Below are 15,524 nucleotides of genomic sequence, written 5' to 3'. Positions count from 1 at the left end.
GAAGGGCCGCTCACCGAATTCGGTGAGCGGCCCTTCGTCGCTACTTCCTGCGCGGCCTCGAATCAGTGCGCGGCGGCGTCCCAGCTGCGGCCGGTGCCGACCGAGACTTCCAAAGGCACCGACAGTTCGATGGCCGAGGACATCTTGTCGCGCACCAGTGCCTCGACTTCCTCACGCTCGGATTCGACGACCTCGAGCACCAATTCGTCGTGCACCTGCAACAGCATTCGTGATTTCAGCGTCGACTCCGCCAGCGATCGGTGCACGTCGATCATCGCGACTTTGATGATGTCTGCGGCGGTGCCCTGGATCGGGGCGTTGAGTGCGGCCCGCTCGGCGACCTCGCGGCGCTGACGATTGTCGCTGTTGAGATCGGGCAAGTAGCGGCGCCTGCCGTACAGCGTGGAGGTGTACCCCACCTTGCGCGCTTCCTCGACGGCGTTGCGCAGGTAGTCGCGGACGCCACCGAACCGCGCGAAGTACGCCTCCATCTGCTGCTTCGCCTCGTCGGTGGAGATCTTGAGCTGCGCGGCGAGACCGAACGCGCTGAGACCGTAGGCCAATCCGTACGACATCGCCTTGACCCGGCGACGCAGTTCGGGGGTGACCTCCTCGATCGGCACGCCGAACGCCCGGGCACCGACGAAACTGTGCAGATCCTCGCCGGTGTTGAACGCCTCGATCAGCCCCTCGTCGCCGGAGACGTGCGCCATGATGCGCATCTCGATCTGGCTGTAGTCGGCGGTGAGCAGGGTGTCGTACCCGGCCCCGACGACGAAGCCGTCACGGATGTGGCGTCCCGCCTCGTTGCGCACCGGAATGTTCTGCAGGTTCGGCTCGGTGGACGACAGTCGTCCGGTGGCCGCGACCGTCTGATTGAACGTGGTGTGAATGCGTCCGTCGTCGGCAACGGATTTCAGCAGGCCGTCGACCGTCACCTTCATCCGCGTCGCGTCCCGGTGATCGAGCAGGAATTTCAGGAACGGATGCTCGGTCTTCTCGAACAACCCTTGCAGCGCATCGGCATCGGTGGTGTACCCGGTTTTGGTCTTCTTCGTCTTGGGCATGTCGAGTTCCTCGAACAGCACCACCTGCAACTGCTTGGGTGACCCGAGGTTGATCTGCTTGTCGATCACGCCGTAGGCGGAGTTCGCGGCCTCGTCCACCTGCGCCGCGAATCCGGACTGCAGTGCGCGGAGGTGATCACCGTTCACGGCGATACCCGTTGCCTCGACATCGGCCAACACCGTCAGCAGCGGCAGCTCCATCTCGGAGAGCAGGGTGGTCGACTCGATGGCGGCGAGCTCGGCGTCCAGCGCATCGGCCAGGTCGATGACGGCCCGCGCCTTGAGAATCTCGCCCTCTGCGAACGCCGCATCGGCGGTGTCCTCGGCATCGAGCAACGACATCTGACCTTCACCCGCATCCTCCACCCGGAGTTCGCGTTTGAGGTAGCGCAACGACAGGTCGTCGAGGTTGAACGATCGCTGACCGGGCCGAACCAGGTACGCCGCCAGTGCGGTGTCGGTGGTCAACCCGTCGAGGGTCCAGCCGCGCCCACGAACCGCATGCAGGGCCCACTTGGCCTCGTGCAGCGCCTTGGGTTGCGCCGGATCGGCGAGCCAGGCGGCGAGTGCCTGCTCGTCGGATTCGTCCAGAGCGGTCGTCGTGACGAACGCCCCCTCACCGTCGGCCGCAGCGATCGCCACCGACGTCGCGTCGCTGTCGAACGGCCGACGCGGGCCGAGGACCGACAGCCCGCTTCGCCGGCCGTCGGCTGCGTGTTCTTCCAGCCATGCGGCGAGTTCGCCCGGCGCGACGATGCCGCCGCGGACGTCGAAACCTTCCTCCGCTTCGGGTTCGACCGACGCGAGAGTCTCGAACAACCGGTCCCGCAGAATGCGGAATTCCAGATCGTCGAACAAGGCGTGGATCTTCTCGCGATCCCACGGAGCCAGTTCGAGCTGATCGGGGGTGTAGGGCAACGGCACATCGCGCACCATCTCGGTGAGCTCGCGGTTGAGCACCACACTCGACAGGTTGGCGCGCAGTGCATCTCCCACTTTGCCCTTGACCTTGTCCACGTTGTCGACGAGAGCGGTGAGGGAACCGTATTCGATGATCCACTTGGTCGCCGTCTTCTCGCCGACCCCGGGAATGCCGGGAAGGTTGTCGCTCGGGTCTCCGCGCAGGGCCGCGAAATCCGGATACTGCGATGGCGTCAACCCGTATTTGGTGGCGACCTCGTCGGGGGTGAACCGAGTCAGATCCGAGACTCCCTTGCGCGGATACAACACCGTGACGTTGTCGGTCACCAGCTGAAGCGCATCGCGGTCGCCGGTGACCACCAGGATGCGGTAGCCGAGCGCCTCCGCCTGGGTCACCAGCGTGGCGATGACGTCGTCCGCCTCGAAGCCCGCCTCTGCCATCACCGGGATACCCATGGCCCCGAGTACGTCCTTGGTGATGTCGACCTGACCGGCGAACTCGTCCGGCGTCTTGCTGCGGTTGGCCTTGTACTCGGGGAACCGCTCTGCGCGGAAGGTCTGCCGCGAGACGTCGAACGCCGCCGCGATGTGCGTCGGCTTCTCGTCCCGCAGCAGATTGATCAACATCGAGGTGAACCCGTACACGGCATTGGTGGACTGACCGCTGGTGGTCTTGAAGTTGTCCGCAGGCAACGCAAAGAAGGCCCGGAACGCCATCGAGTGGCCGTCGATGAGCAGCAACGTGGGCCGTTCCCCACCCGCTTTCGCATCGGTCTCGGCTGCGGGCGCTGCACTTCTGTCCGTTACTGGGCTCACGGTTGACCAGTCTAGGGAGCCGGTCCGACAACTCGTAGCCGGATGCACGCCCCACGACGCGATGGCACTCAGGGCCAGCGTCGCGCACCGCGAAACACAACCGATACTTTCCGGAAATCTCAGTCGCCGATTTTGCGTCGTTTCAGCGGATAGAGTCCGACAATTGCAGGAAACCCACATACCCGTGGCATAACGACAACCGTCCGGAGGACGTGCGTGGCTCCAAATGTTCGATGGACCAGAAAGGTGCAACCGCCGAGGTTGCGCGCAAGATCTGCCGTTCGGCTCTTCCAGCGAACACTCCTACTCGCCGTACTGAGTTCCATTGCCGCGCTGCTGTTCAGTGCGCCGGCATTGGCCCAGGAACCCACCCCCACTCCCCCGGTAGCACCGGGGACCAGTGCCGAACAGGCACCGCCGGCGGACGCGGTCAGCGTCGCCGGATCTCTCAACAACGGTGGCGAACGACTCATCGGCGTCGACGTCGCAGCGCTCGACGCGTCCGGCTCCGAAGTCGCCCGCACCACCAGTGAAACCGGCGGCCGGTGGACCCTCGAATTGTCTCCCGGCACATACACATTCCAGGTCGTTCAGGAAACGCTCCCCGATGGAGTCAGCGTCCAGGGCGAGGTCCAGCGCGATGTGCAGGCCGGGCGTTCCAACACCGTCATCTTCTCGTTCGGTGAGGCCAGAACGGCCACCAGCATTCCGTTCTACGAGAAGTTCGTCCGCACCACGGTCGACGGCTTTCGCTTCGGCCTGGTCATCGCGCTCGCCGCGGTCGGACTCAGTCTGATCTTCGGCACCACCGGCCTGACGAACTTCGCGCACGGAGAACTCGTCACGCTCGGTGCCGTCGCGGCGTGGTTCTTCAACGTCAGTGTCGGGATACAACTGATCCCGGCCACGCTGCTGGCGATCGTCGTGGGAGTCGCGATCGGCTGGCTCAACAACGCCCTGATCTGGCGGCCGTTGCGCAAGCGACGAACCGGCCTCATCGCTCAGCTGGTGGTGACGATCGGCCTCGCGATCGCGCTCCGCTATCTCATCCTGATCTTCTTCTCGGACCGCTCCGAACCCTTCGACGACTACCAGGCTCAGACCGAGAACGACTGGGGTCCACTGTCGATCACCAACGTCAACCTCGCTTGCATCGTCATCAGCATCGTCGTCCTGGTCGGCGTTGCACTGATGTTGCAGCGCACCAAGATCGGCAAGGCCATGCGCGCGGTGGCCGACAACCGGGACCTCGCCGCATCCTCCGGCATCAACGTCGAGCGCGTGGTCACGTTCGTCTGGTGCCTCGGTGGTGGCCTGGCTGCCCTCGGCGGCGTGTTGTTCGGGCTCTCCGAACTCGGCGGGCGCGTCCAGTGGGAGATGGGCTTCAAACTCCTGTTGCTCATGTTCGCCGGCATCACACTCGGTGGACTGGGAACGGCCTACGGCGCATTCCTCGGTTGCGTCATCGTCGGTCTGCTCGTGCAGTGGTCGACGCTGGTCATCAATCCCGATCTCAAATACATCGGAGGGTTGCTCGTCTTGATTCTCATCCTCGTCGTCCGTCCACAGGGCATCCTCGGCTCGCGACAAAGGATCGGGTGACCTTCACATGGATATCATCGGCGCACTTCAGATCTCACTCGCTCAGCTCGTCGGCCCGTCCGCCATCTTCTACGCTCTGCTCGCCATCGGCCTGAACCTGCACTTCGGCTACGCCGGACTGCTCAACTTCGGCCAGATCGGCTTCGCACTGCTCGGCGGATACGGCGTCGGCATCACCACGATCACCTACGAACAGCCGCTCTGGCTCGGCATTCTGGTCGGACTCGCCGCGGCGGGGCTGCTCGCCCTGGTGCTCGGCATTCCGACCCTACGACTGCGAGCCGACTATCTCGCGATCGTCACCATCGCCGCCTCCGAAATTCTGCGACTGGTGTTTCGTTCGACCGCAACGGATTCGGTGACCAAGTCGACCAACGGCATCACCGGCTTCGCCGGCCCGTTCACCAGCATGAGTCCGTTCGAGGGCGGCAAGTCGTACAGCTTCCTCGGCGTGCGCTTCCTGGGCAACGACCTGTGGGCCATGCTCGTCGGCTGGACGCTGGTCCTGCTGCTGTGCGGCGTCGTCTACCTCCTGACGCACAGCCCATGGGGACGCGTACTCAAGGCCGTTCGTGAAGACGAGGACGCTGCCCGCTCACTGGGCAAGAACGTCTTCGTCTACAAGATGCAGGCGCTGGTTCTCGGTGGCGTCATCGGCGGCATGGGCGGTGTGTTCAATGCATTGCAGACCCAGTCCATCAACCCGGACTTCTACTCGACGGCGCAGACGTTCTTCGCCTTCGGTGCCCTGATTCTCGGTGGTGCCGCCACGGTGTTCGGCCCCGTCCTCGGCGCGATGCTCTTCTGGTTCCTGCTGTCCATTCCCGATGCGATTCTGCGACAACTGATCTCCGGCGACGACCCGGTGCTCAACCTCACCGGTGCCCAGGTCGGTGCCACGCGATTCGTGCTCCTGGGAATCCTGATCGCCGTCTTGATGGTGTTCAGACCTCAGGGCATTCTCGGCAACAAGCGAGAGGTTCAACTCAATGCCTGACCCGAGCAAGGATGCCGCCGCACCCGCGGCACCGAGCAAGAAAGCAAGCACCCTCGAATCACGTGCTGCCAAAGCACTGTCGAGTGATCAGCGGTCGGCGTTGTTCGCCGGTGTCGCCAACGAACCCGGATCCCCCAAGCCCGACGCCACCCTCGTGGTCGACGGCGTCTCACGCACCTTCGGCGGCCTGAAAGCCGTCGACGTGGCGCACCTGGAAATCCAGCGTGGCTGCATCACCGGACTCATCGGGCCCAACGGCGCAGGCAAGACCACCCTGTTCAACCTGCTCACGGGATTCGATCGACCCGACACCGGCACGTGGTCGATGGACGGCCAGGAACTGGGCCGGATGCATCCGCACCAGGTGGCACGCAAAGGTGTGGTGCGCACGTTCCAGTTGACCAAGGCGCTGTCGAAACTGACTGTGCTGGACAATGTTCGGCTGGGCGCTACCGGTCAGCGCGGCGAGCGCATGATCAACACGTTCATGCCGTGGACGTGGAAGGCCCAGGAACGTCAGATCACCGAACGCGCCTACGAGCTACTGAGCCGCTTCAAGCTCGACGCCAAGGCCGACGACCTGGCCGGCTCGTTGTCCGGCGGCCAGCGCAAGCTGCTGGAGATGGCGCGTGCGCTGATGACCGATCCGTCGGTGGTCATGCTCGACGAGCCGATGGCCGGAGTCAATCCGGCTCTGACGCAGTCACTTCTGGGACACATCAAGTCGCTTCGCGACGACGGTATGACGGTGGTGTTCGTCGAGCACGACATGGACGTCATCCGCGACATCAGTGACTGGGTGGTGGTCATGGCGCAGGGCAGCATCATTGCCGAGTCCACCCCGGAGGAGCTCTCCAACAACGGAGCCGTCGTCGATGCGTATCTCGGTAGCCATCACGATCAGGCTCTGGAATTCGATGCCGACGGCAATCCGGTCGGAGCCACCGCCGAACTGGCAGAGGCATTGAAGCAGGCCGAGAAAGAGGAACTCGAAGCGGGAGGCGATCTTTCGGAACCGGAGTTCGTCAGCCCAGTGCTGCCCGACGTGGCCGAGGGCGGCTCACACCGGGCCAAGGAGGACAACTGATGAGCGAACAGACATTGACGCCGGCGGAATTCGCCGCAACACCCGGGGAGCACGCCCGCCTCGCCGAAGGTGCGCTGCTGCGCGCCGACGGCTTGGTGGCCGGGTACATCCCCGGTGTCAACATCCTCAGCGAATGCAACTTCTTCCTCAACGACGGCGAGATCGTCGGCATCATCGGGCCCAACGGCGCCGGCAAGTCGACACTGCTCAAGACCCTGTTCGGGCTGGTCGCCGTCCGTGAGGGCAGCGTCAAACTGCGAGGTGACAACATCACCTCCGCAGAAGCGCATGTCTTGGTCACCAAGGGAGTCGGCTACGTTCCGCAGACGCAGAACGTGTTCCCGTCGCTCACCATCGAAGAGAACCTCGAAATGGGAATCTATCTGCGCCCCAAAAAGTTCGGCGAGCGTTTCGAGTTCGTCAGCGAGCTGTTCCCTCTGCTCGGTGAGCGCAAGAAGGTCAAGGCCGGCGCGCTGTCCGGCGGCGAGCGACAGATGGTCGCCATGGGACGCGCACTGATGATGGAGCCGTCGGTACTGCTGCTCGACGAACCGTCGGCCGGATTGTCACCGATGTTCCAGGACGAGGTGTTCATCCGCTGCAAGAAGATCAATGCAGCGGGCGTCTCGATCATCATGGTCGAGCAGAACGCCCGTCGCTGCCTCCAGATCTGCGACCGTGGCTACGTCCTCGATCAGGGCCGCAACGCCTACACCGACACCGGTCCGGCATTGATGAACGACCCGAAGGTGATCGAGCTGTATCTCGGCACACTGGCAGGAAGCAAAGAGAAGAAGTAGCTGCTCGGCAACGACGAAGGCCCCGGTTCGATCGACATCGAACCGGGGCCTTCTCGCTGCCGTCGAACGTGCGGCACATACGCAAGACTCTGGGCCCGAGTCCTGATCGAGGACTCGGGCCCAGAGGCTGTGTGACAGTTACAGATCACTCACCGACGACGATGTAATCTTCCGTCGTCAGGGTGTTGTCCGGTCCGAAGACCAGGTTGCCGTAGGAACCGGTGGCGGGCTCTCCTGCGTCACTGAAGTTCAGCGCGCCGGTGACTCCGTCGTAGTCGATATCGGTTCCGGCCTTGACGAGCGGAAGGCACTCGACGTAGCTGGTGCACTTGGTGCCGTCCTTGGTGACGCTGTTGATGTTGGCAGCGATGTCGGTGCCTGCCGTCGACTTGGCCTGCTCGGCAGCGAGCGCCGAGATGACCACTGCGTCGTAGGACTCGCCTGCGTAGTTGAAGTCCACCAGGGCCGGATCGACGCTCTTGAGACGATCCTGGAATCCGGTGCCGACATCGGTCAACGGGGTGGTGCCGCGCATCGTGTCCAACAGACCCGCTGCCACCGACTCGCCGAGGGCGTTACCCATGTTGCCGTCGACGCCGTAGACCAGCGTGCCGTCGGACGGTCCGACGCCGATCTCGTGCATACGGGTGATGATCTTCGCGGACTCCTCGAAGCCGATGATGGCCACGGCGTCCGGATTGAAGTTCTTCACACCGTCGACCTCTGCGTTGAACGACTGTGCGTTCGGGTCGTAGATCGTGGTCTGGATCTGGTCCGCCGCGATGCCCGCCTCTTCGAGGTTGTCCGCGGTGTTCGCGGCCAGGCCCGTGCCGTACGGGTCGTTGAGCGCGAGGATGGCGACGCGCTGCGCACCGTCCTGGGCGATCAGCTGGGACAAGGCCTGTGCCTGCAGCACGTCGGTGGGTGCGGTACGGAAGTACTGCCCCTTGTCCGGGTAGCAGACGAACTGATCGGATGTGTTGGCCGGCGAGAACTGCACGACGCCTGCACTGGCGATCTTGTCGATGACCTTGAGCGAGACCGAGGACGACGCTGCACCGACGATGACGTCGGAGCCGCCGGCGAGCAAGCGGTCGACCGTGGTGTTGGCGGTATCGGTCGTCGTGTCGCCCGAGTCACCGGGGATGAGCGTGACAGGCTGCTCGAGGACGCCACCGGCACCGTTGACGTCGTTGACGGCCAGCTGCACACCGGCAACTTCGGGCGGGCCGAGGAAGGCCAGGGTTCCGGTCTCGGGGAGGAGGGTTCCCACCACCAGCGGTGCCGTGTCCGGGGTTGCCCCGGCAGTGGCCTGCTCGGGCGTGCAGTCGGTGGAGACGGTCGTTTCCGCGGCTGCAGTGCCGCCGCTGGCACTGGTGGAGTCGGTCGAGCCCGAGTCGTCGCTCGACGAACAGCCGAACAGTGCGAGCGAGGTAACGCTCAGCACCGCAGCCGTGCGGACATAGGTCCGAATTGCCATCTAGGTTCTCCTTGAAATTGCTCGTCGATGAAGCGCACCTGAGTTACATGTGGCTCACGTGTGGATCAGACGCTAATGCTCGGAGCTGATTCGCAAGGCCTAGAACGACGCTCGTGACCTGACTGTGACCTAGGGAGTCGAAGTTTTACGTGGCCGTAGCTTTCGCGGGCCGATCAGCTCTCTGCCACAGGCTTGTTCGCAGGGGTACCGAGCGTGTCGATCACGACCTCCGCTACGGCCTTCATCGTCGTCCTGCGATCCATCGCGGCACGCTGAATCCACTTGAACGCCTGCGGTTCTGTGAGCGATTGCGATTCCATCAGGATGCCCTTGGCCTTCTCGATGAGCTTGCGCGTCTCGAGCCGATCCTGCAGATCCACGATCTCGGATTCGAGCGCGGAGATCTCACCGAAACGGCTGGCGGCCAACTCCACCGCAGGCATCAGATCGGCTTTCGTGAACGGCTTGACCAGATACGCCATCGCTCCGGCATCGCGAGCCTTCTCCACGAGCTCACGTTGACTGAACGCGGTGAGAATGACCACGGGCGCAATGCGCTTCTCGGCGATCTCCGATGCCGCATCGATTCCGTCCCGACGCGGCATCTTCACATCCATGATGACCAGATCGGGACGCAGTTCGACGGCCAACTCCACCGCCTGCTGACCGTCGGCCGCTTCACCGACCACGTCGTAGCCCTCCTCGCGGAGCATCTCCACGAGGTCCAATCGGATCAGGGATTCGTCCTCTGCCACCACCACGCGAAGCGGGGGCTTGCCAGTACCGTGCGCACCAGGAGCATTCATCTGTATCGGTCTCCTTTGACTGTCATCGCCCATCAGGGCCGTCGAGCATCTGAAGGGTACCGGTGCGCGCCGCCGAAAGCGCATCTTCTAAACTCGTCAATCGTTGCTTGAAAGACGCCAGCCCTCGTATCCCAATTGGCAGAGGAAACGGATTCAAAACCCGTCCAGTGTGAGTTCGAGTCTCACCGAGGGCACCACAGCAACGCAGGCGAGTCGCCACGACGGTAAACGCTGCCCACGATCGCGCCTACAGTGGAGTGATGTACATACCCAGCAGTCTTCGTTGCCATGACACCAGTGCGGGCAGTTTGTGCGCAGCGAAGGTCGACCATCGTTTCGGGGATTCGGCGGACCAGTCGGCGCAGTGGGTCTACTACTCCTGCAGCGCCGATTCCACCCACGAGACCGGTTACGTCGACCGCCTGGTCACTGCCTGAATCATGTTCGTAGAACGCGCCTATGTCCACGCCGACGATGTCGGATCGGCCTGGCCCTTCACCGTGCCTGCAGTCGCCGACCTCGCTCGCGACGGACTCGAGTTCCTCGCACCGGTCACAATTCTTGTCGGCGACAACGGTTCCGGTAAATCGACCCTCGTCGAGGCGATCGCCGAGGGTTTCGGAATCGATGCCCGCGGCGGTCGGGCGGCGCAGCAGTCGCGTCGACTCGACGAGGTGACCAGCGCCCTCGGCGAGGTACTCGAACTCGAGACCACGCCGCGGGGTTCTCGAATGCTCCGTGGCCCGCGACTGAACAAGCGCGGCTTCTTCCTGCGCGCCGAGACCGCATTCGACATGGCCGAGAACCTCGGCGGCATACCGGGTTTCTGGGACGAGAACACCGCCGAGATGAGCCACGGCGAAGGGTTCCTGACCATGTTCGGTGCGATGTTGACCGAGCCCGGTTTCTACGTTCTGGACGAGCCGGAATCGGCCCTGTCGTTCACCGCGAGCCTGCAGCTCGTTGCTCTGATGTCCGAGCTGGGCGACGAGGGCGCGCAGATCGTCTGTGCCACCCACTCACCGATTCTGGCGTCGACCCCCGGTGCCGACATCGTCGAAGTCGGCGAACACGGTCTACGCCGAAGTGCCTGGGACGAACTCGAATTGGTACAGCACTGGCGTCGCTACCTCGACGACCCGAACAGCTATCTCCGTCACCTGCTCGACTGACCGTCGGCCATCGACACCGCTTCTCGACGGCGCACACTTCCCGGGGAGATGCCCGTCGCGCGTTTGAACGCCTTACCGAACGCCGCCTCCGACAGATATCCACTGCGCCGGGCCAATTCGGCCAACACCACATCCTCGGATCGCAATGTCTCGTAGGCGACCTGCATCCGCCACGTTGCCAGATAGCTCATCGCGGAGTCGCCGACCAGCTCGGTGAACCGTGCCGAGAACGCCGAGCGGGACATGTTCGCCCTCGATGCCAGAGCCGCAACGGTCCACCGCTCATGAGGGTGTCGATGAATCAGCGCCAACGCCGTTCCGATCCGATCGTCCTGCAATGCGCCGAGCCAACCCGACTGCGCGCCCGGCGTGTTCGCGATCCACGACCGTAACGCGTGGATCACCAGAATGTCGGACAGCCGGGTGATCACAGCTTCTCCCCCGGGCTCGAGCACGCGCGCTTCGTCCGCGACCATGGCCAGCACGCTCTGCATCCTCGATTGCCTCGGGCCGGGATCGGCGTCGACCACCACCAGCGCGGGCAGCAGGCGAACGAGCTTCTGCGCTGCAGGATGATCCAATCGAACCGCCCCGCAGACGAGGCTCGCAACATGGCCGGCACCGCCCGCGTCGTGAGTGATCACCGCGTAGCGATCGCTGATGTACTCGTGCGGGAGGTCGTGGACGCTCGTCGCGCGAACCGACGCGTCGACGCCTGCTGCGAGCACGTGCCCTCGCCCGTGCGGTACCAACGCGAAATCGCCGGGCACCAGCTCACGCGTCGGCTCGCCGGGAACCGACAGCAGGCACCGACCGTCCACCACAGTGTGAAACCACAGCGCATCCTCCATGGCGGGCAGTGCGAGACCCCAGGATCCGCTCAGCTCGGAGCGGACGTAGAACGATCCGGTCATTCGTAGAAAGTGCAGCGCTTCACCCAAGGGGTCGGAGGACTTCCAGGGATCCGCGCCGCGCATGCGCCGATCGTCTCACGAGATGGACGATCCGACATCGAATGCAGCTTTTCGGGCATTGCCCATCCAGCTTTTCGGGGCCACAGTGGACAACAGAACGCCACCGGACGAAAGGAACCACCTGATGGACCGAATGCTCGCAGTCGCCGCCGCCGTTGCCGCCGTCGGATGCGGGCTCGTCGCAGGAGTGCTGCTCGCCTTCTCCATCAGCGTGCTTCCCGGCCTGGCAACATTGCCGGTGCCCGACGCGATCGCCGCGATGCAGAGATTCAATGCGGCGATTCTCAATCCGGTGTTTCTCGGCCTGTTCTTCGGGACGGCCGTATCGTGCACTCTCGCAGCGATTCTCACCGTGTCGACAAGTCGGGGTTCACCCGTGCTCGTGGTGAGCGGTGCCGTTCTCTACGTTCTCGGATGCTCCGCGATCACGGCCGTTCTGAACGTCCCCCTCAACGACGCGTTGGCCGGCGTGGATCCCGGCAGTGCTGCCGGCGCCCAGGCGTGGCAGAACTTCACCGACAAGTGGACGCGATGGAACAACATCAGGACAGTTGCTGCGACTGCCGCCTGCGCCGTCCTGATCTTGGGTCAGGGCAAATCGGCACTGGGCTGATCTGACACCGAATCCTGGTGTCGCTTGCGGATTTCTTCCTCGAACCGCGCGATGAGGTGGTCGGTGTCGGCGGTCGAGACATCCCGCGCGCCTTCGTCCATCGCGGCGTCACGCCCCCGGCGCAGTGCGGCGAGTTCGGCTTCGAGTTCGTTGTTGTCGAGTACGCGTGGATCCAACATGACATCCATTGTGGTCCCCCGTCCGGTGCCCCCGCGGGGATTTGCTGTAATCACGGAATGAACGTCGTGCACAGCTTCGAGCCGATAGTCGGACCGGACGCAACCATCCTGATCCTGGGGTCCATGCCCGGCGTCGCGTCGCTGACCGCGCAGCAGTACTACGCCCACCCACGAAATGCGTTCTGGCCGATCATGGGAACGGTATTCGGTGTCGGCCCCGAACTTCTCTACGACGATCGCACCGAGCGCCTTCGCAGCCACGGGATTGCGGTCTGGGACGTACTGAAACTGTGCACACGTGCGGGAAGTCTGGACTCGGCGATCGTCGAATCCTCGATCGTGGCAAACGATTTCGAGAATCTGTTCGCCGAGAATCCCGGCATCGACAGGGTGTTCTTCAACGGAGCCAAGGCCGCCGAGAGCTACCGTCGCCACGTGAAGACGGTGACGCCCGACGTGACATTCACACGACTACCGTCGACCAGCCCGGCGCACGCCTCACTGAACCTGGATGCGAAGACGCGCGCGTGGTCGGATGCACTCAGGCCCGGACCCGCTTCGGAAAGTGGCGAATGAGACCTTCCTGCACGACGGTAGCCAGCAACAGACCGTCCATCGAAAAGAAGCGGCCGGTGGCCAGGCCGCGCGAGCCGGCGGCGACCGGTGATTCGGTGGCGTAGAGCGCCCACTCGTCGAATCGGAACGGGCGGTGGAACCAGATGGAATGGTTGACCGTCGCCGCGACGATGCGGTCGAGTCCCCACGACAGGCCGTGGGTGGTGATGATCGAGTCGAGCACCGTCGTGTCCGACGCGTAGCCCATGGTCGCGGCGTGGAAGATCGAGGCGTCGGGCAGGTCCCCGTCGGCCTTCATCCACACGCGATTGTGGTTGAGCTTCTCGCCGGTGCCGTGCATGATCCACGCCGGATCGTTCGCATAGCGCATGTCGATAGGTTTGAGGGCGTCTACGAACATCTGTAGCCGGTCCTCGTACCCGACGAAGTGATCGCCGAGCGGAGGCAGTGCGTCGGGGTACGGAACCTCGGGCACCTCGACGCTGTGCTCGAGTCCCTTGCCGAAATCCTGGAAGGCCGCGAGCATGACGAACAGCTCGTTGCCGTCCTGCATCGCGGTGACCTGGCGGTTGGCGAAGGCTCGGCCATCGCGTTGACGAGAGACCCGGTACTCGATGGGCTTCTTGACGTCGCCGCCGCGGATGAAGTGCGCATTGATCGCGTGCACGTCCCGCGAGGTACCGGAGACGGTACGGCCGGCCGCGATCAAGCCTTGAGCAACGAGTTGCCCCCCGAACGTACGGCTCCCCACCTGCTCGGGGTGTACTCCGACGAACACGTCCTCCTCGATCTCCTCCAGTGCGAGGAGATCGAGGAGCGTCTCGAGATCGGTCTTGCGTACAGCTGTACTGCTCGACGCGCTTTCGCTGACGCCGGTTCCCCCCGCTTCGACCACTTACCGGTCCTCTTCTCCGATTCGGTGCACATGGATCAAGTTGGTCGAGCCTACTGTGCCGGGAGGGGCACCGGCCACGATCACGACCTGATCGCCCTTGTTGTACCGACCGAGTTCGAGCAGCGCCTTGTCGACCTCTTTCACCATCGCGTCCGTCGAGCCCACATCGGGGACCAGGAACGTTTCGGTTCCCCAGCTCAGCGACAGTTGGCTCCGGACCTCGGAGATGGAGGTGAAGGCGAGCAACGGAAGCTTGGTGTGCAGACGAGCCAACCGTCGAACGGTGTCACCCGACTGGGTGAACGCCACGAGTGCCTTCGCGTCCAGGCGCTCGCCGATGTCACGGGCGGCGTACGAGATGACGCCACGCTTGGTACGCGGGACGTGCGTCAGCGGAGGAACACTGTCACCCTCGGTCTCGACCGTCTCGACGATGCGGGCCATCGTCCGCACAGTTTCCATCACGTACTTACCGACCGAGGTCTCACCGGAGAGCATGACCGCGTCGGTACCGTCGAGCACGGCGTTGGCGACGTCGGACGCCTCGGCGCGCGTCGGGCGGGAGTTCTCGATCATCGATTCGAGCATCTGGGTCGCGACGATGACGGGCTTGGCGTTGGCGCGGGCGATCTGGATGGCCCGCTTCTGCACCAGCGGCACCTGCTCGAGCGGCAACTCGACGCCGAGGTCACCGCGGGCGACCATGATCGCGTCGAACGCGAGCACGATGGCTTCGAGGTTGTCGACGGCCTCGGGCTTCTCGAGCTTGGCGATGACCGGAACTCGGCGGCCGACGCGGTCCATCACGGCGTGGACGAGTTCGACGTCCGCGGGCGAACGCACGAACGAGAGCGCGATGAAGTCGACACCGAGGGCGAGGGCGAACTCGAGGTCGGCGATGTCCTTCTCGCTCATGGCGGGAACGGACACGTCCATGCCCGGCAGGGACACGCCCTTGTTGTTGCTGACCGGTCCACCTTCGGTGACACGGCACAACACGTCGTTGCCTTCGACACCGGTGACCACGAGGCCGACCTTGCCGTCGTCGACGAGCAGGCGGTCGCCTTCCCTGGCGTCCTGGGCCAGCTCCTTGTAGGTGGTCGACACCCGGTCGTGAGTGCCCTCGCACTCTTCGACGGTGATGCGGATCAGCTCGCCGGCCGCCCAGGTGGTCGAGCCCTCGGCGAAACGCCCGAGACGAATCTTCGGTCCCTGCAGGTCGGCCAGAATGCCCACGGCTTTGCCGGTGGCGTCCGATGCTGCTCGAACTCTCTCGTAGTTGGCCTGATGATCGGGATGATCACCATGGCTGAAGTTCAGTCGTGCGACATCCATTCCACTCTCGACGAGTTCGCGGATGCGCTCTGTGGTTGCGGTTGCGGGTCCAAGGGTGCAGACAATCTTCGTACGTCGGCTCACGAAAGCGAGCCTAGCCGCTGGACGCCGCGTTCTCTATCGCAGACGCATCCACCGCAATACTACCGATCGGTAGCCACGCTACCTTGCTGCTGGGACGGTCTGTACCGGTTCAGAGACACG

At 64.0% G+C, this 15,524-nt stretch carries 14 protein-coding genes and 1 tRNA gene; 8 read left to right on the top strand and 7 right to left on the bottom strand.

The genetic code is table 11. The annotated features are described in order from the left end of the window. Window positions 1-62: 62 nt before the first annotated feature. The gene (gene polA, locus R4P57_RS20795) at window positions 63-2,804 is read right to left on the bottom strand and encodes a DNA polymerase I (protein WP_317804723.1); all 2,742 of its coding nucleotides are present in this window, start codon (window positions 2,802-2,804) and stop codon (window positions 63-65) included. 261 nt (window positions 2,805-3,065) lie between these two features. Here polA and R4P57_RS20790 point away from each other — a divergent pair, with 261 nt between their 5' ends. The 4 genes from R4P57_RS20790 to R4P57_RS20775 are packed head-to-tail and all read left to right on the top strand — an operon-like array spanning window position 3,066 to window position 7,290. Then, the gene (locus tag R4P57_RS20790; RefSeq protein ID WP_317804722.1) at window positions 3,066-4,406 is read left to right on the top strand and encodes an ABC transporter permease subunit; all 1,341 of its coding nucleotides are present in this window, start codon (window positions 3,066-3,068) and stop codon (window positions 4,404-4,406) included. A 7-nt stretch (window positions 4,407-4,413) separates the two neighbouring features. Then, a complete protein-coding gene (locus R4P57_RS20785; protein ID WP_317804721.1) occupies window positions 4,414-5,403 on the top strand; it encodes a branched-chain amino acid ABC transporter permease in 990 nt (329 codons plus the stop codon). Further along, window positions 5,396-6,490 (top strand): ABC transporter ATP-binding protein, encoded by a 1,095-nt coding sequence (locus tag R4P57_RS20780; RefSeq protein WP_317804720.1) that lies wholly within the window; start codon window positions 5,396-5,398, stop codon window positions 6,488-6,490. Before R4P57_RS20785 ends, R4P57_RS20780 begins: the two co-directional genes overlap by 8 nt. Next, on the top strand, window positions 6,490-7,290 hold the full coding sequence (locus tag R4P57_RS20775) for an ABC transporter ATP-binding protein (RefSeq protein WP_317804719.1): 801 nt from the start codon (window positions 6,490-6,492) through the stop codon (window positions 7,288-7,290). The genes R4P57_RS20780 and R4P57_RS20775 overlap by 1 nt, the downstream gene beginning before the upstream one ends. A 145-nt stretch (window positions 7,291-7,435) precedes the next feature. Here the strand turns inward: R4P57_RS20775 and R4P57_RS20770 are convergent, their stop codons facing one another. Together R4P57_RS20770 and R4P57_RS20765 are read right to left on the bottom strand one after the other, a co-directional pair. Beyond that, window positions 7,436-8,770, bottom strand: a complete 1,335-nt coding sequence (locus R4P57_RS20770; protein ID WP_317804718.1) for an ABC transporter substrate-binding protein — start codon at window positions 8,768-8,770, stop codon at window positions 7,436-7,438. A 173-nt stretch (window positions 8,771-8,943) separates the two neighbouring features. Continuing rightward, window positions 8,944-9,576, bottom strand: coding sequence for an ANTAR domain-containing response regulator (locus tag R4P57_RS20765; protein ID WP_032394317.1), 633 nt, complete (start codon window positions 9,574-9,576; stop codon window positions 8,944-8,946). Between the two features lie 120 nt (window positions 9,577-9,696). Here R4P57_RS20765 and R4P57_RS20760 point away from each other — a divergent pair. Together R4P57_RS20760 and R4P57_RS20755 are read left to right on the top strand one after the other, a co-directional pair. After that, window positions 9,697-9,773 (top strand) — tRNA-Leu (locus R4P57_RS20760). A 243-nt stretch (window positions 9,774-10,016) separates the two neighbouring features. Further along, window positions 10,017-10,748 carry an AAA family ATPase gene (locus R4P57_RS20755; protein WP_317804716.1) on the top strand — a complete coding sequence of 244 codons (732 nt, stop codon included), beginning with the start codon at window positions 10,017-10,019 and terminating at the stop codon, window positions 10,746-10,748. Here R4P57_RS20755 and R4P57_RS20750 read toward each other — a convergent pair. Then, complete coding sequence (locus tag R4P57_RS20750) at window positions 10,733-11,725, bottom strand: AraC family transcriptional regulator (RefSeq protein ID WP_317804714.1); 993 nt, start codon at window positions 11,723-11,725, stop codon at window positions 10,733-10,735. The two genes, R4P57_RS20755 and R4P57_RS20750, sit on opposite strands and share 16 nt — an antisense overlap. A 121-nt stretch (window positions 11,726-11,846) precedes the next feature. Here R4P57_RS20750 and R4P57_RS20745 point away from each other — a divergent pair, with 121 nt between their 5' ends. Further along, the gene (locus R4P57_RS20745; protein WP_317804713.1) at window positions 11,847-12,335 is read left to right on the top strand and encodes a DUF1772 domain-containing protein; all 489 of its coding nucleotides are present in this window, start codon (window positions 11,847-11,849) and stop codon (window positions 12,333-12,335) included. Here R4P57_RS20745 and R4P57_RS20740 read toward each other — a convergent pair. After that, entirely contained in the window at window positions 12,311-12,514 is a 204-nt protein-coding gene (locus R4P57_RS20740; RefSeq protein ID WP_141217065.1) for a hypothetical protein, read from the bottom strand. The genes R4P57_RS20745 and R4P57_RS20740 overlap by 25 nt on opposite strands. A gap of 57 nt (window positions 12,515-12,571) precedes the next feature. On the opposite strand from R4P57_RS20740, the gene R4P57_RS20735 reads away from it, so the two are divergent. After that, complete coding sequence (locus tag R4P57_RS20735) at window positions 12,572-13,090, top strand: DNA-deoxyinosine glycosylase (RefSeq protein WP_317804712.1); 519 nt, start codon at window positions 12,572-12,574, stop codon at window positions 13,088-13,090. Here the strand turns inward: R4P57_RS20735 and R4P57_RS20730 are convergent. Next, window positions 13,056-13,889, bottom strand: coding sequence for an acyl-CoA thioesterase II (locus R4P57_RS20730; RefSeq protein ID WP_317804775.1), 834 nt, complete (start codon window positions 13,887-13,889; stop codon window positions 13,056-13,058). The genes R4P57_RS20735 and R4P57_RS20730 overlap by 35 nt on opposite strands. 96 nt (window positions 13,890-13,985) lie before the next feature. Next, window positions 13,986-15,404: a pyruvate kinase gene (gene pyk / locus R4P57_RS20725; protein ID WP_317804711.1), complete on the bottom strand. Its 1,419-nt coding sequence runs from the start codon at window positions 15,402-15,404 to the stop codon at window positions 13,986-13,988. Between the last annotated feature and the right edge of the window lie 120 nt (window positions 15,405-15,524).

This window comes from Rhodococcus sp. IEGM 1330, from assembly GCF_033142445.1.
Classification (GTDB): domain Bacteria; phylum Actinomycetota; class Actinomycetes; order Mycobacteriales; family Mycobacteriaceae; genus Rhodococcoides.
Note: the sequence above shows the minus strand (reverse complement) of the source record. Positions and strands in the feature narration are given on the sequence as shown.

Coding starts and splice junctions, on each gene's coding strand:
- R4P57_RS20785 (WP_317804721.1), top strand. CDS start 4,414: ATGGATATCATCGGCGCACTTCAGATCTCACTCGCTCAGCTCGTCGGC.
- R4P57_RS20780 (WP_317804720.1), top strand. CDS start 5,396: ATGCCTGACCCGAGCAAGGATGCCGCCGCACCCGCGGCACCGAGCAAG.
- R4P57_RS20775 (WP_317804719.1), top strand. CDS start 6,490: ATGAGCGAACAGACATTGACGCCGGCGGAATTCGCCGCAACACCCGGG.
- R4P57_RS20770 (WP_317804718.1), bottom strand. CDS start 8,770: ATGGCAATTCGGACCTATGTCCGCACGGCTGCGGTGCTGAGCGTTACC.
- R4P57_RS20765 (WP_032394317.1), bottom strand. CDS start 9,576: ATGAATGCTCCTGGTGCGCACGGTACTGGCAAGCCCCCGCTTCGCGTG.
- R4P57_RS20755 (WP_317804716.1), top strand. CDS start 10,017: ATGTTCGTAGAACGCGCCTATGTCCACGCCGACGATGTCGGATCGGCC.
- R4P57_RS20750 (WP_317804714.1), bottom strand. CDS start 11,725: ATGCGCGGCGCGGATCCCTGGAAGTCCTCCGACCCCTTGGGTGAAGCG.
- R4P57_RS20745 (WP_317804713.1), top strand. CDS start 11,847: ATGGACCGAATGCTCGCAGTCGCCGCCGCCGTTGCCGCCGTCGGATGC.
- R4P57_RS20740 (WP_141217065.1), bottom strand. CDS start 12,514: ATGTTGGATCCACGCGTACTCGACAACAACGAACTCGAAGCCGAACTC.
- R4P57_RS20735 (WP_317804712.1), top strand. CDS start 12,572: ATGAACGTCGTGCACAGCTTCGAGCCGATAGTCGGACCGGACGCAACC.